This window comes from Pseudomonas sp. MOIL14HWK12:I2 (assembly GCF_000510745.1).
Lineage (GTDB): Bacteria > Pseudomonadota > Gammaproteobacteria > Pseudomonadales > Pseudomonadaceae > Chryseomonas > Chryseomonas oryzihabitans.
Genome location: NZ_AZOA01000007.1, coordinates 249,605 through 262,437 on the forward strand (window position 1 = coordinate 249,605; position 12,833 = coordinate 262,437).

The following is a 12,833-nucleotide window of genomic DNA, read 5'->3' on the forward strand; positions in this document are numbered from 1 at the left end:
CGACGACGCCAGCGCCTGGCGTCGTCGCGAGCGGGGTCAGACGCGGAAGCGCGCGACCATCTGCTGCAGATCGCCGCCCAGGCGGGCCAGCTCGTTGACCGAGGCGGCGGCATGGGCGTTGGCAGTGGCCGATTCCTCGGCCAGGCCGCTGACCTTGACCACGTTGCCGTTGATCTCCTCGGCCACCAGGCTCTGCTCTTCCACCGCGGTGGCGATCTGCTGATTGAGACTCTGGATCTCCGCCACCGCCTGGTAGATGACCTCCAGGGCGCGCTCGGCGTCCTGGGCCAGGGTCACGGTGCCCAGGGTGCGGTCGCGACTGGCCTGCATCCGCGCACTGGCTTCGGTGGTGCCCTGCTGCAGGGTGGCGATGAGTTCGCCGATTTCCTGGGTGGACTCCTGGGTCCGTTGCGCCAGGGAGCGGACCTCGTCGGCCACCACGGCGAAGCCGCGGCCCTGTTCACCGGCGCGGGCGGCTTCGATGGCGGCGTTGAGCGCCAGCAGGTTGGTCTGCTCGGCGATCGCCTTGATCACGTCGATGACGCTGCCGATGCGACCGCTGGCACTGTCCAGGCGCTCCATGGCATCGCCCAGGCCCTGCACCTCTTCGGCGGCCAGGGTGATTTCCTCGGCCGCGCGCTTGACCGTGCGGCTGCCTTCGCGGGCCATGCTGTCGGCGTTCTGCGCGGCGCTGGAGGCGTTGGCGGTGTTTTGCGCCACGTTGTGCACCGTGGCCGCCATCTCGTTCATGGCGGTGGCCACCTGCTGCATCTCGTCGCGCTGCTGGGTGACGCCACGGCTGGTCTGGACGCCAAAGGCCGAGAGTTCGTCGGCCGCGCTGCTGAGTTGCCCCACGCCATTGGCGATGCCCCCGACCAGCTGACGCAGGTCATCGGCCATGGCCTGGGTGGTGCGTTGCAGTTCGCCCAGTTCGTCGCGGCGGCTCACCTCGTTGCGCTGGGTGAGGTCGCCGGCGGCGACGCGCTTGAGCATGGCCATGGCGGTTGCCAGCGGCTGGGTGATCTGGCGGGTGATCAGCCAGGCGGCGGCGATGCCGATCAGCAGGGCGATCAGGCTGCTCAGCAGCAGCTTGAGCAGGGCGGCTTCACGCTCGGCGGCGGCGGACTTGAGCTGGCCGGCGGTCAGGTCGTCCAGCAGCTTCACCAGTTTGTTGCCCTGCTCCTGCAGGCTGGTGACGGCGGCTTGCGCCTGGCGATCCTGGGCGACGATGGATTCGAAGAAGGCCCGGTAGCGTGTCACTTCCTGGATGGCGCCGTAGAGTCGCGCGGCGGTGTCGCCATCGATCTGCGCTTGCGTAGTGTTCAACAGCTTGAGCAGGTCATCCATGGACGCGAGGGTTGCCTGCGCCTTGCCTTCATCGGGCGTGCCGAGGAAGCGACGGATGTTCAGCCGGACGCCGACCATCTGCGCCTTGATCAGCGCCACGGCTTTCAGGTCGGCCGTGCTGTGGCTGCTACCTGGGGTAAAGACCTGCTCGAACAACAGATCCAGGGTCTGGGTGACGCTTTCGGAGACCTGGGTCAGTTCCTTCTGAACGCCGGCACTGGTCTGCTTGGCCTGTTGCAGCGCGGCGAAGCGCTCCTGATAGGTCTTCATCTCCTGCTGGATGTTGCTCAGGATGGCGACGTTGGCCGGGTTGGTCAGCAGGCTGAGGCCCTTGCCGATGTCTTCCGTCACGCCAGCCAGGGTGGCCTGTTGCCGGGTGGCATTGGCGGCGCTGGGATCGAGCAGATAGGCCTTTTCGTCGATCCTGACGCTGAGGACATCCGCCTTGAGCTGACCGCTGTAGCGCGTCTTGTTGATGCGCTCGAGCAGGGTATTGGCGGTGAAATAGCCGAACAGGGCCACCACCGTCACCATGACCAGCAGGGCGCCGAAGCCCAGGGCCAGCTTCTTGGAAATGCCGAGATTGCTCAGCCAGGAGGCTTTGGATACAGACATGGGGATTCCGGAAGAGAGTGCGAAGACCCCCTTCATCGGCTGTCCCGATCGATACTTGAAAGCCGCACGTCAGAGCCGCCTGGTTGGCGGCTCCGGAACCGACGGCCGGTTCGCTACGGGGCCCGAACCGGCCGGATTCAGGCGGTTTCGCGCGTGTTCACCGGCACGGGCAACTCCAGCTCCAGGACCGAGATCAGCGCATTCTGCTGACGCTCGTTGAGCTGGCGAAAGCGCTGCAGCAGCAGTTGCTCGCTGGCATTGAGCAACTCATCGTCCGCATCGACCTGCTGCTGCTCCAGCACCCCGTCCTGCACCAGGCTGCGTTCCAGCCAGGCGACGATCTCGGTGTTCATGCTGTGGCGATGGGAGCGGGCCACGGCGGCGATGCGTTCACGCATTCCATCGGGCAGGCGGACGACGAACTTTTCCGTGGGAATACCAGCGGGAGCGCGGTGGACGTAGGGCATGGAGGACCTCCAAGACGAATGGACTGACGTCAAAGCGCCGACAACAGCAGTCGACCGGCGAAGAAAACCAGCACCAGGCCCATGGTTCGTTCGAACCAGTGGCCCAGGCGCAGGAAGGTCTGGCGAACGCGCGGACTGGAAAACAGCAGGCTGACCAGGGCGAACCAGCCGGCGTTGACCGCGCACATCCACAGGCCATAGAGGCCCTGGACGGTCAGCGGCGTACTGCCGCTGACCACGGTGGTGAAGATGGCCAGGAAGAACAGGGTGGCCTTGGGATTGGTGGCGTTGGTCAGGAAGCCGGTGAGGAAGGCCTTGCCGGGCGACTGCCGCTGCAGATCCGCCTGCTGCCACTGGCTGTCGTCCAGCGGCGCGGCGGTGGGCTTGCTGCGGATCAGGTTGAAGCCCAGCCAGAGGATGTAGGCGCCGCCGACCACCTTGGCGACACCCAGCAGCCAGGGCGTGGCGTGCATCAGGGCGCCGATGCCGAGCAGGGTGTAGAGCACGTGCACCGAGATGCCGGCGCCGATGCCCAGGGCGGTGCAGAGGCCGATCAGGCGGCCGAATCTCACGCTCTGGCGCACGGTCACGGCGAAGTCCGGGCCGGGGGCCAGCACGGCGAGGAAGTGGATGGTCGCCAGGGCGAGGAATTCGCTCAGGTAGGGGGACATGTCAGCTCCAGTACGTGAGGGGTTCGGCCGCCCCGCGATAGCCGACGAAGCACGACAGCGACAGGCGCGGCTGGTCGTTGCCGGGGGTCACGGCGTGCATGCGGCGGGAATTGAAGAGGATCAGATCGCCCGGTTCGGGGCGGATGGTCAGGCAGGGCGGGCCGAGGCGGTCGGGTTCGATGCCGTAGCTGTCGCCGCGCATGGCGTCGAAGGCCTCCGGCGACAGCTCGCGCGACCAGAGCTGCAGTTCGCCGCCGACACTGGGCATGGTCAGGTAGACGTTGCAGGCCAGCTGGGCGACCAGACTTTCGGCTTCCTCGCTGCCCGGCGCGTCCTTGGCGAAGATGTCGTGGTGGGCGAGAAAGCGCACCCCCGGCTTCACCACCCGCGACAGGCCGACGTACATCTTGCGGCCCCAGAGGGTCTGCAGGCGGGCCCCGGCCGGCCAGACCTCGTCGAGGGTGCAGCGCACCAGGTCGATGGGATTGAGGTAGGGGCGGCAGCGGCGGCGCAATTCTTCCAGGTTGCTGGTGACGCTGGCGAAGTAGTCGTCCATCTGCGCGCGCTGGTGCTCCGCCTCGTAGAAGGCCATGCCGATGCGGCCGATGCTGGGGGCGTTGGTGTAGGTGGCGAAGCCGTTGCCGAGGATCTGCTGGCCGAGGTCGTCGGCCAGCGGACGCGGCACGAAGTGGCGCACCCGCACGGCCAGCAGGCGTTCATCGGTGAGACGGAGCAAACTCTCGGTGTCGAGAGCGTCGAGTTCGAGCAGCATGGCGCTTCCTTTCTGCGGGTGAGGTGAGCGGTTGATCAGGCGCCAGCCATGTCGTAGCTCACCAGCAGGCGTCCCTTCTTTTCCTTGACGCCCAGGGCGCTCAGGGCGCCGACCGCGCGCAGGGAGCGCACGTGGGTTCCGCCGCAGGCATAGCGCGCCACGTCCTCGCCAAAGCGCACCTGGCGCTGGCCATCGGCCTGCACCTCGATCTGCAGCGGCAGGTCTTCTTCCACCAGGGCGTCGAAGTGCGCCTGCAAGGATTCGACGTCCAGGGCGCAGGTATCCTCGCCCGGAATGAATTCGATGCGGCCTTCGCCCGGCCAGTGATGGGCCTTGACCGGCTTCCAGCCATGGGTCTCGCCGATGTGACCGAGCAGGTGCCCGGCCGAATGCAGCCGCGAATGCAGCTGGCGCCGGCCTTCGTCGACCCGGGCCAGCACACGGCCGGGCGGCAGGGGGCGGGTGGTGTGGTGCAGGATACGGTCGCCGTCCTGGACCACCCGGGTCACCTCGGCGGTGCCGATCCAGCCGGTGTCGCTGGGCTGGCCGCCGCCCTGGGGATGGAAGGGCGTGGCCAGCAATTCGACGACATAACCGTCCTCGGCGGCGCTACAGGCGTGGACCTCGACCTCGGCGATCAGGCTGTCGCTCAGGAAATACAGGCGCTCGGTCATACGTCTACTACCTAGAAAACGAGAAACATCCTCATTCTAAAGAGCGCACGCAAGGGTGATAATCCACCCTCCCTCCAAAGGAATTTTGCGCTGTGAGCATAAATCTTCCCCTGCCGCTGCTCAGCGAGATGGCCATCTTCGTGCGGGTGGTGGAGAGCGGCAGCTTCTCTGCGGCGGCCCGTCAGCTGGGTCTGACCCCATCCTCCACCAGTCGCAGCGTGGCGCGCCTGGAGAAGGCTTTGGGCACCCGGCTGCTCAATCGCAGCACGCGCAAGCTGCGCCTGTCGGAGGCGGGGGAGGAGGTCTATCGGCGCTGCAGCGACATGGTCGGCGCCGCGCGGGCGGTGCTGGAGGTCAGTGGCCAGTTCAACCAGGCGCCGGCTGGCATCGTCCGGCTGTCGGTGCCCAAGGCGGTGGGGAGCACGGTGATCCATCCGCACATGGCCGACTTCCTGCGTCGCTATCCGGCGGTGGACGTGCAGTTGCTGCTGGAAGACCGCTATGTCGATCTGATCGACGAGAACGTCGACCTGGCCATCCGCATCACCGACCGGCCGCCGCCCGGGCTGGTGGGTCGTCAGCTGCTGACCATCGAGCACCTGCTCTGCGCCACGCCGCAGTACCTGGCCGAGCACGGGCAGCCCGCCCATCCCCGCGATCTGGCCGGGCACAGCTGCATCTATCTGGCGGAGGAGCCGGCCGATTCACGCTGGAAGTTTCGCCAGGGCGCCAAGGTGGTCCACGTCAATGTGCGCGGTCGCTATGCCGCCAACCATACCGGGGTACGCCTGGACGCGGTGCTCAATCACATCGGCATTGGCAGCCTGCCGCTATTTACTGCCCAGGCGGCCCTGGCCCGTGGCGAGATCATCCAGGTGCTGCCGGAGTGGTCCTTTCTGCCGCACTACCACGGCGGCGCCTGGCTGCTCTATCCGGCGACGCGCCACCTGCCGCCCAAGCTCAAGGTGTTCATCGACTTCCTGGTCGAGCGCCTGGGCGATCAGGCCCTGCGCCCGGGGCAGGGCGCAGCGGCGCTGCCCGAGCAGCGCTTCCAGGAACTGACCATCGGCAGCTAGCCGCTGCCGGTCGCCAAGCGTGATGCTTTTCACAAGTCCTGTTACAACTGGCATCATTAGGTGAAACGATTCACCTAACGTTTCTCTGCCTGCCGCATCGCGCTTTTCCCTGGGCCATGCTCCCCCACGGCCCGCCCGCGCGGGTGGATCAGGTCGCCGCCGCGATCCTTGCCCTGGCAAAACAAGAAAGGATTTCCCCATGCTCGCTTCATCACCCTCGCTCGCCGCACCCGTGGCGGCCACCCCGCGCAAGGGGCTGGTCGTGCTCATCGCCGTGATCGCCGCCCTCGGTGGCCTGCTGTTCGGCTACGACACCGGCATCATCGGCGTCGCCCTGCTCGGCCTCGGCCGCGAATTCGCCATGGACGACACCGTCAAGCAACTGGTGACCGGCGCCATCATCTTTGGCGCCCTGTTCGGTTGCCTCGGCACCGGCCCGATCTCCGACCGCCTCGGCCGCCGCAAGACCATCATCGGCGTGGCCCTGGTGTTCGCCCTGGGCTCGGTGCTCTCGGCGCTGTCGCCCAACGTCACCTTGCTGATCCTATCGCGCTTCCTGCTCGGCCTGTCGGCCGGCAGCTCCACCCAGATCATCCCGGTGTACATCGCCGAGGTGGCGCCGCCGGAGCATCGCGGCAAGCTGGTGGTGCTGTTCCAGTTCATGGTGGTGTTCGGCATCACCGTGGCCTACTTCACCGGCTTCGCCCTGGACGAACACTGGCGCTGGATGTTCGGCCTCGGCCTGGTGCCGGCGCTGATCCTGCTGGCGGGCATGGCGGTACTGCCGGAGAGTCCGCGCTGGCTGCTGGTCAAGGGTCGCGAGGGCGACGCCCTGGCGGTGCTGGAACGGGTCCGTGGCGGCAAGGCCGCGGCCCAGGCCGAACTGGCCGAGATCAAGACCGTGAGCAACGCGCCGGAAGGCAACTGGAGTGACCTCTTCTCGCCCTGGGTCCGTCCGGCCCTGCTGGTGGGCGCCGGCATCGCCATGTTCTCGCAGATCACCGGCAACAATGCCCTGATTTACTACGCACCCACCATCCTTACCCAGGCCGGCTTCTCCGACCAGACCGCGGTGCTGGCCACCGGCTGCAGCACCATCCTGGTGGTGATCATGACCGTAGTCGGCAGCTTCCTGGTGGATCGCATCGGTCGTCGCCGCTACCTGCTGACGCTGATTCCCGGCTCCATCATCGCCCTGGCGATCATGGGCTACCTGTTCCAGGGCGCCGGTCCCCAGACCGATGTCGAACGCTGGACGGTGGTGGCCTGCCTGGCCGCCTACCTGATGCTCAACTGCGGCGGTTTCGGCGTCTGCATCTGGCTGATCAACGCCGAGGTCTATCCGCTGTTCGTGCGCGGCAAGGGCGCCAGCGTCGGCGCCTTCAGCCACTGGGGCTTCGACCTGCTGGTGACCCTCACCACCCTGAGCCTGGTGACCAAGCTGGGCGCCGCCCATACCTTCTGGCTGTATGCCGGGATTTCCCTGGTAGCGCTGTTGTTCATCTGGCGCCTGGTGCCGGAGACCAAGGGCAAGAGCCTGGAGCAGATCGAGCACGACCTGCGCGAGCGGCGCTTCTTCCCCTATCAGCGGAAAGGCTGAACGCAGCTTCCGGTGCCAGGTCGCAACAGGAGCGGAGATAGAACTCCGCTCCTGTTCGCCTGTGCCGGAGTCCTGCCATGCGCCCCCTCACCCTCGACCTCGATCTGCTGGCTGCCGCTCTGGACAGCCGGGAGCGAGGCACCCACTTCCTCGACCTTGCCAGCGGCGCCTTGCGCCTGCTCGATCCGGACGATCTCAGTCTGGAAGAACGCGAGGAACTGGAAGATCCCGAACGCTACCTGCCGTTGCCACGCCTGACCCAGGACGATCGCCTGGAGCTGCGCGAAGCCTTTCTGCACCAGTTGCGCCATCCCCACGCCCAGCCCTTGCTGCGCGCGGCCCTGGAGAGTCGGCGACCGATCCGCACCTTCGACTACGAACTGGAGCTCTTCCCCTCGGTGCGCGAGGCCTGGCAGGCCTTCGCCCTGAGTCGCCTCAAGGAGGAGGTGCTGGTGCTGCTGGACGAAGCCGGCCTGGAAGCCCTGCCGGCGGACGGGCGGATGCCGCTGCCGGACGATGTCCCCGAGGGCATCCGGCGACGGCTGGAGAAGGGGCGGAGCTAGGGCCTAGTCGTGCCCGTGCCGGTAGAGCTTGAGCTCCACCATCAGGTCGTCGGTGAGGGTTTCCAGGTGGGCCTGCAGCGCCTCGAGTTCGAGGTCCGCTGGGAGCGCCAGCAGGGCGGTGGCGTGGAACAGCACCTCGCTGCTCATGGGCGCCGGGCGGGTCTCGGTGGACAGGCGTTCGACGTTGACCCCGACCTGGTGCAGCGCCCGGGTGATGTCGCGGACGATGCCGACCCGGTCGTTGCCTAGGAGGTCCAGCTGCACCAGAGGCGCACCCACCGGCGCCGGCTGGCCAGGTTCGCCGACCAGGATGCGCAGGCCGGGAATGGCCAGCTGCTGCAGCGTCTCCACCAGGCCGTTGCGCAATTCCGGTTCCACTTCCACCGAAAGGATGCCGGCGAACTGGCCGGCCAGGTGGGCCATGCGGCTTTCCAGCCAGTTGCCGCCCTGGGCGGCCACGCAGTCGGCCAGGGCTTCCACCAGACCGGGGCGATCGGGGGCGATGACGGTCAGGACCAGGTGTTCCATGGCGGGCTCCAGGGCGGGCTGAGGGAGTCCCCAGTCTAGCCCGCCCGATCGCCGGCGGCCTACTGGATGTCTTCGGGTTTGACGATCACCCAGTGCTTGTCCGCGTTCACCGCCACCCCGGCCTTGGCCTGACCCTCGGCGTTGCTCTTCATCATCGCCTCGATCTGGGTGCGGTACTTGGACTTGCGGTCGATCCACAGGTGGATGCCGTTCTTGGCGGCGTCCACGCCCTGGAACAGCATGGGGCCGTCGCTGACCGGGGTGTCGCCGCCGACCAGGATGGGTTTCTTCCAGGGATCTATGTAGGTGAGGATGGCCGCGTACTTGCCGGCGAACCAGGTGGCCGGGGTCCAGAGGTAGGGCGTGACCTGCAGCTTGAGGTTGGCCTGGGGATCGTACTTGCCTTCGGCGATCTGCTTGCGGGCGGTGGTCAGGGCGCCGGTGGCCGGGTCCTTGAGCAGGGTGGTGACGCCAATGACGTTTTCCGGTTTCACGCCGTAGCCGTAGCGCGGATCGGACGCCACCATGCGCACCAGCTCCTCATGGGCGGCACTGATCACATAGACCTCGATGCCGTTCTCCATCAGCTTGTGATAGAGCTCCTGCTGGCCGGTGAAGGGCTTGGGCGGATTGATCTCGACCGTCTCCACCTTGTCGTCCTTGCCGTAGTAGGTGGCGGGGATCGGCTTGCCGTAGGCCATCAGCTCGTCGACGTAGCCCTTGAGCTGCTTGAGGGTGAAGCCGGAAAAAACCTGGGCGACCCAGGGGTAGCAGACCAGGTCGTCGACCTCGCACAGCCGGTAGTAGTAGCTGTTGAGACTTTCCTTGTGGCCACCGACATCCTTGAAGGGAATCAGCTTGAGCGAAGGATCCAGAGTGTCGCGGGTCAGCACGCCCTTCATCTCCAGGAAGGGCAGCAGGGCCTCTTCGAGGTCGTAGCGATAGCTGGTGTTGTCCATGTCGAACACCGCGTAGTTGCCCTGGTTGGCATTGGCGGCGATCAGGGCGTCGAGCTGGCGGGCGGCATCGGCCGGCCAGTGGGTCAGCTCGGTGGCGGCAGCGGTGAGGCTGAGCAGACCGCCGGCCAGGCCGGCGAGAAGGCGGGGAAGGGTGGACATCGGCGGACTCCGGCACGGCGACCGCGGTATGCGGTCATCTGGTCTAGACCATAACAAAAGGTCATGACAGTTCGATGCGCGGAGCGACCTGGGTGGACGCGAGAGCGGCAGGACCTGCCGCTCTGCGACAGGGCTGTTAGGCCGTGACGGTCTTGAAGCGCGGCTCGGTGTTGCCCTTGAACAGGGTCAGGGTCGCGACCAGGCCGAGGACGGCCGCTACGGTCAGCCACATGCCCGGGGCGGCCTTGTTGCCGGTCTCCTGGATCAGCCAGGTGCAGACCATCGGGGTGAAGCCGCCAAAGGTCGCGGTGGCCAGGCTGTAGGCCAGGGAGAAGCCGGTGGTGCGCACATGGGCCGGCATCACCTCGGTCAGGGCTACCACCATGCCACCGTTATAGGTGCCATAGAGGAAGGACAGCCACAGCTCGACCATCAGCAGGCGCGAGAAGCCCGGGGCGTGGGTCAGCCAGATCATCGCCGGGTAGGCGGTGAGGATGGCCAGTACGGTGGCGAAGATCAGCAACGGACGGCGGCCGATGCGATCGCTCAGGGCGCCCATTACCGGCAGCCAGATGAAGTTGGAAACACCCACGCAGGCGGTGACGATCAGGCTGTCCAGCGCGGTCAGGTTCAGCTCGTGCTTGCCGAAGGTCGGGGTGTAGGCGGTGATCAGGTAGAAGGAGGCGGTGGTCATGGAGACCATGGCTACGCCCGCCAGCACCACGCCGAAGTTCTGGCGGATGGAGGTCATGGTTTCGCCGAAGGTCGGGCGATGCTTGCGCGCCTCGAATTCCGGGCTCTCTTCCAGGGAACGACGGATGATGAACAGGAAGGGCACGATCAGGCAGCCGATCAGGAAGGGGATGCGCCAGCCCCATTCACCCATTTCGGCGGGCGACAGCCAGTGGTTGAGCAGCGCGCCCAGCACGCCGGCGAAGACCACCGCGACCTGCTGGCTGGCGGACTGCCAGGAAACGAAGAAGCCCTTGCGGCCGGGGGTGGCGATCTCCGACAGGTAGACGGACACGCCGCCCAGTTCGACACCGGCGGAGAAGCCCTGCAGCAGGCGGCCGAGCAGCACCAGCAGCGGTGCGGCGACACCCAGGGTGGCATAGCCCGGCACCACGGCGATCAGCAGGGTACCCAGGGCCATCAGCGCCAGGGTGACGATCAGGCCGTGGCGACGGCCGTGCTTGTCGATGTAGGCGCCGAGGAAGATCGCCCCCAGGGGGCGCATCAGGAAGCCGGCGCCGAAGGTGGCCAGCGACAGCATCAGGGAGGCAAGTTCGTTATCGCCGGGAAAGAACGTCTTGGCGATGGCCGTGGCATAGAAGCCATAGACCATGAAGTCGTACATTTCGAGGAAGTTTCCGCTGACGACGCGGAAGATGGATTTGGCTTTCGAGGTGGTGGCCATGACTGCTAGCTCGGATTGGGTTTGTTATGGAGACAGCTCGCGCAGGGCGCCCAGACCTCTCGCGGGTGGGTCGCGCTATTTGTAACCTTATGTGTTGCAAAAGCGCGCTGGCAAGCTGAATCGGACCAGAACCCCCGAATTTCATGGGTTTGAAAGGTTATTGAAAGCTTCGCGACATTACGTCTGGAAATTATTGTCCAGTTGACAAGATGTCGCAGCTCACGTCGAGAGCATTTGCCAGAAAGCCGCCCCCACCCCGGCCAGACTTTCCCCGGCGATGAGGCCGGCCGCGGCGGCCAGGGCGAAACGCTCGGCCAGCCCCGGCGCTCGCCAGCGCACCAGGGCGGTGAGCAGGGCGCCCAGGGTCATCATCAGCGACACCGAGGCCGGCAGGATGAAGGCCAGGCCCAGGGCCGCCGAGCTGGGCAGCCAGTGCGCGCGGCGGGTCGGCAGCAAGGCTTCGGCCAGGCCCAGCAGCAAGCCGGCCAGGGCGCCCAGGACGATGCCCAGGCGCATGGCGCCATCGAGGGCGCCCAGGCCCTGGGTCAGGGTTTCCGCCACCGCCTTCCACTGGGCCACCGCCGGCGCCGGCCAGGCGGCGCTGAGCAGCAGTGCCTGGGGATCGGGAATCAGCAGCCGATAGGTGAGCACCCCGGTCACCGCACCGAGGGCGATGCCCAGGCACTGGGCGACTACCTGCTTGGCCGGGGTGGCGCCGATGGCCTGGCCGACCTTGAAGTCGTTCATCAGGTCGGTGCTCTGTCCCGCCGCGCCACCGGCGGTGTTGGCGCCCATGAGGTTGATGTTGACCTGCCCGGGGGCGGCCAGGCCAAAGGTCAGCTGCGACAGCTGGCCGATGGCGCCGATGGGGGGAATGCCGGTGGCGCCGACCACCCGCGCGGCCATGGCGGCGAGAAACAGCGCCAGGGGCAGGGCCAGCAGGGCCAGCCAGGGATCTATGCCGAACAGCCGCACCTGCAGCACCACCACCAGCAGAGCCGCCGCCAGCAGCAGCGCCAGCGGCCAGGCGCGCGGCCGCTGCCAGCCCTGGCGACGGCGTTCGGCGCGGGGCAGGGTGATCAGCCGTACGGCCAGCGCAGCCAGGGTGGCGCTGACCATCAGACTCACCCCGGGCCAGAGCAGCCATTGCACCAGGAAGGCGTATTGCGGACCGCTGGCCTCCGCCGGCAGTGCGGCGACACCACTGGCTAGCAGCCAGGGCGCGACACCGCCCCAGGCCAGCAGGGTGCCGAGCAGCAGTGACAACCCGACCCTCAGGCCGATGATGCCGCCAAAGCCGAGCAGCAGCAGCGAGGGATCGAAGCTGAAGGTCAGGCGTTCCAGGGCTGGCGAGGGCGCGACTCGCGGCAGCGTCCAGGCGAAGGTGTCCACCAGCTTGACCGCCGCCGACAGCGCCAGGGCGCCCAGCAGCACCCGCAGGCGGGCCAGGGCTTCGGCGCCACTGGCATAGACCTGGCGCAGGGCTTCCAGGGTGGCCAGGCCCTCGGGGAATTTCAGGCTGGCATCGGCCAGCAGCAGGGGCCGGAGGTACCAGGCCACCCAGATGCCGAGAAAGCTCACCGCGAACACCCAGCCCATCAGCGGCAGAGTCGGCAATTCCTGGCCGGTCAGCAGGGTGTAGGCCGGGATGGGCGCGACCAGGCCGCCGGAGACGATGCTGGCCGCCGCCGAGGCCACGGTCTGGTTGATGTTGCTCTCGTGCAGCGTCCAACCCGGTTGCTGCAGGCGGCGCCCCAGGCGGTGCCAGAGGCCGTAGCTCACCAGCAGGGCGATGATCGACATGTTGAACGACCAGCCGATCTTGAGGCCGGCATAGACATTGGCCGGGGTCAGCAGGATGCCCAGCAGCGCCCCGGTGAGCAGCGCCCGGGGGCTGAGTTCGCGCTCCACGGGCAGCGGCAGGTCGGATGCGGCGGCGTTGGCTGCGGGCAAGAGGGCCTCCTCGGTCAGGCGATCATGGCGTG

The 12,833-nt window shown here is 67.1% G+C and carries 12 protein-coding genes and 1 pseudogene; 3 read left to right on the top strand and 10 right to left on the bottom strand.

Annotated features, from left to right (window positions below; translation table 11 throughout):
* Positions 1-36: 36 nt before the first annotated feature.
* The 6 genes and pseudogenes from PSK12I2_RS25395 to PSK12I2_RS0104275 all read right to left on the bottom strand — a co-directional run bounded on the left by PSK12I2_RS25395 (position 37) and on the right by PSK12I2_RS0104275 (position 4,546).
* On the bottom strand, positions 37-582 hold the full coding sequence (locus tag PSK12I2_RS25395) for a methyl-accepting chemotaxis protein (protein ID WP_288406705.1): 546 nt from the start codon (positions 580-582) through the stop codon (positions 37-39).
* 153 nt (positions 583-735) lie between these two features.
* Positions 736-1,998, bottom strand: a pseudogene (locus PSK12I2_RS25400) (methyl-accepting chemotaxis protein); the annotation flags it as partial.
* Positions 1,999-2,099: 101 nt separating this feature from the next.
* Entirely contained in the window at positions 2,100-2,429 is a 330-nt protein-coding gene (locus PSK12I2_RS0104260; RefSeq protein ID WP_042134592.1) for an Arc family DNA-binding protein, read from the bottom strand.
* Positions 2,430-2,458: 29 nt separating this feature from the next.
* Complete coding sequence (locus PSK12I2_RS0104265; RefSeq protein WP_027597438.1) at positions 2,459-3,100, bottom strand: LysE family translocator; 642 nt, start codon at positions 3,098-3,100, stop codon at positions 2,459-2,461.
* Position 3,101: 1 nt separating this feature from the next.
* Positions 3,102-3,872: a 2OG-Fe(II) oxygenase gene (locus PSK12I2_RS0104270; RefSeq protein ID WP_007159850.1), complete on the bottom strand. Its 771-nt coding sequence runs from the start codon at positions 3,870-3,872 to the stop codon at positions 3,102-3,104.
* A gap of 35 nt (positions 3,873-3,907) precedes the next feature.
* Entirely contained in the window at positions 3,908-4,546 is a 639-nt protein-coding gene (locus PSK12I2_RS0104275; RefSeq protein WP_027597439.1) for an alanyl-tRNA editing protein, read from the bottom strand.
* Positions 4,547-4,638: 92 nt separating this feature from the next.
* Here PSK12I2_RS0104275 and PSK12I2_RS0104280 point away from each other — a divergent pair, with 92 nt between their 5' ends.
* The 3 genes from PSK12I2_RS0104280 to PSK12I2_RS0104290 all read left to right on the top strand — a co-directional run bounded on the left by PSK12I2_RS0104280 (position 4,639) and on the right by PSK12I2_RS0104290 (position 7,785).
* Positions 4,639-5,622: a LysR family transcriptional regulator gene (locus PSK12I2_RS0104280; protein ID WP_007159848.1), complete on the top strand. Its 984-nt coding sequence runs from the start codon at positions 4,639-4,641 to the stop codon at positions 5,620-5,622.
* A gap of 199 nt (positions 5,623-5,821) precedes the next feature.
* Positions 5,822-7,222: a sugar porter family MFS transporter gene (locus PSK12I2_RS0104285; RefSeq protein ID WP_037007504.1), complete on the top strand. Its 1,401-nt coding sequence runs from the start codon at positions 5,822-5,824 to the stop codon at positions 7,220-7,222.
* A 77-nt stretch (positions 7,223-7,299) separates the two neighbouring features.
* Positions 7,300-7,785: a UPF0158 family protein gene (locus PSK12I2_RS0104290; RefSeq protein ID WP_027597441.1), complete on the top strand. Its 486-nt coding sequence runs from the start codon at positions 7,300-7,302 to the stop codon at positions 7,783-7,785.
* A 3-nt stretch (positions 7,786-7,788) separates the two neighbouring features.
* On the opposite strand, the gene PSK12I2_RS0104295 is transcribed toward PSK12I2_RS0104290, so the two are convergent.
* The 4 genes from PSK12I2_RS0104295 to PSK12I2_RS0104310 all read right to left on the bottom strand — a co-directional run bounded on the left by PSK12I2_RS0104295 (position 7,789) and on the right by PSK12I2_RS0104310 (position 12,801).
* The gene (locus tag PSK12I2_RS0104295) at positions 7,789-8,313 is read right to left on the bottom strand and encodes a glycine cleavage system protein R (protein WP_027597442.1); all 525 of its coding nucleotides are present in this window, start codon (positions 8,311-8,313) and stop codon (positions 7,789-7,791) included.
* A 59-nt stretch (positions 8,314-8,372) separates the two neighbouring features.
* Positions 8,373-9,431 carry a phosphorylcholine phosphatase gene (locus PSK12I2_RS0104300; RefSeq protein ID WP_027597443.1) on the bottom strand — a complete coding sequence of 353 codons (1,059 nt, stop codon included), beginning with the start codon at positions 9,429-9,431 and terminating at the stop codon, positions 8,373-8,375.
* 136 nt (positions 9,432-9,567) lie between these two features.
* Positions 9,568-10,848 (bottom strand): MFS transporter, encoded by a 1,281-nt coding sequence (locus tag PSK12I2_RS0104305; protein ID WP_027597444.1) that lies wholly within the window; start codon positions 10,846-10,848, stop codon positions 9,568-9,570.
* Positions 10,849-11,067: 219 nt separating this feature from the next.
* Positions 11,068-12,801: an OPT family oligopeptide transporter gene (locus tag PSK12I2_RS0104310; protein ID WP_027597445.1), complete on the bottom strand. Its 1,734-nt coding sequence runs from the start codon at positions 12,799-12,801 to the stop codon at positions 11,068-11,070.
* Between the last annotated feature and the right edge of the window lie 32 nt (positions 12,802-12,833).

Excerpts from the sequence above, each read along its gene's own strand:
- PSK12I2_RS25395 (WP_288406705.1), bottom strand. The coding sequence starts at position 582 with ATGGAGCGCCTGGACAGTGCCAGCGGTCGCATCGGCAGCGTCATCGAC.
- PSK12I2_RS0104260 (WP_042134592.1), bottom strand. The coding sequence starts at position 2,429 with ATGCCCTACGTCCACCGCGCTCCCGCTGGTATTCCCACGGAAAAGTTC.
- PSK12I2_RS0104265 (WP_027597438.1), bottom strand. The coding sequence starts at position 3,100 with ATGTCCCCCTACCTGAGCGAATTCCTCGCCCTGGCGACCATCCACTTC.
- PSK12I2_RS0104270 (WP_007159850.1), bottom strand. The coding sequence starts at position 3,872 with ATGCTGCTCGAACTCGACGCTCTCGACACCGAGAGTTTGCTCCGTCTC.
- PSK12I2_RS0104275 (WP_027597439.1), bottom strand. The coding sequence starts at position 4,546 with ATGACCGAGCGCCTGTATTTCCTGAGCGACAGCCTGATCGCCGAGGTC.
- PSK12I2_RS0104285 (WP_037007504.1), top strand. The coding sequence starts at position 5,822 with ATGCTCGCTTCATCACCCTCGCTCGCCGCACCCGTGGCGGCCACCCCG.
- PSK12I2_RS0104290 (WP_027597441.1), top strand. The coding sequence starts at position 7,300 with ATGCGCCCCCTCACCCTCGACCTCGATCTGCTGGCTGCCGCTCTGGAC.
- PSK12I2_RS0104295 (WP_027597442.1), bottom strand. The coding sequence starts at position 8,313 with ATGGAACACCTGGTCCTGACCGTCATCGCCCCCGATCGCCCCGGTCTG.
- PSK12I2_RS0104300 (WP_027597443.1), bottom strand. The coding sequence starts at position 9,431 with ATGTCCACCCTTCCCCGCCTTCTCGCCGGCCTGGCCGGCGGTCTGCTC.
- PSK12I2_RS0104305 (WP_027597444.1), bottom strand. The coding sequence starts at position 10,848 with ATGGCCACCACCTCGAAAGCCAAATCCATCTTCCGCGTCGTCAGCGGA.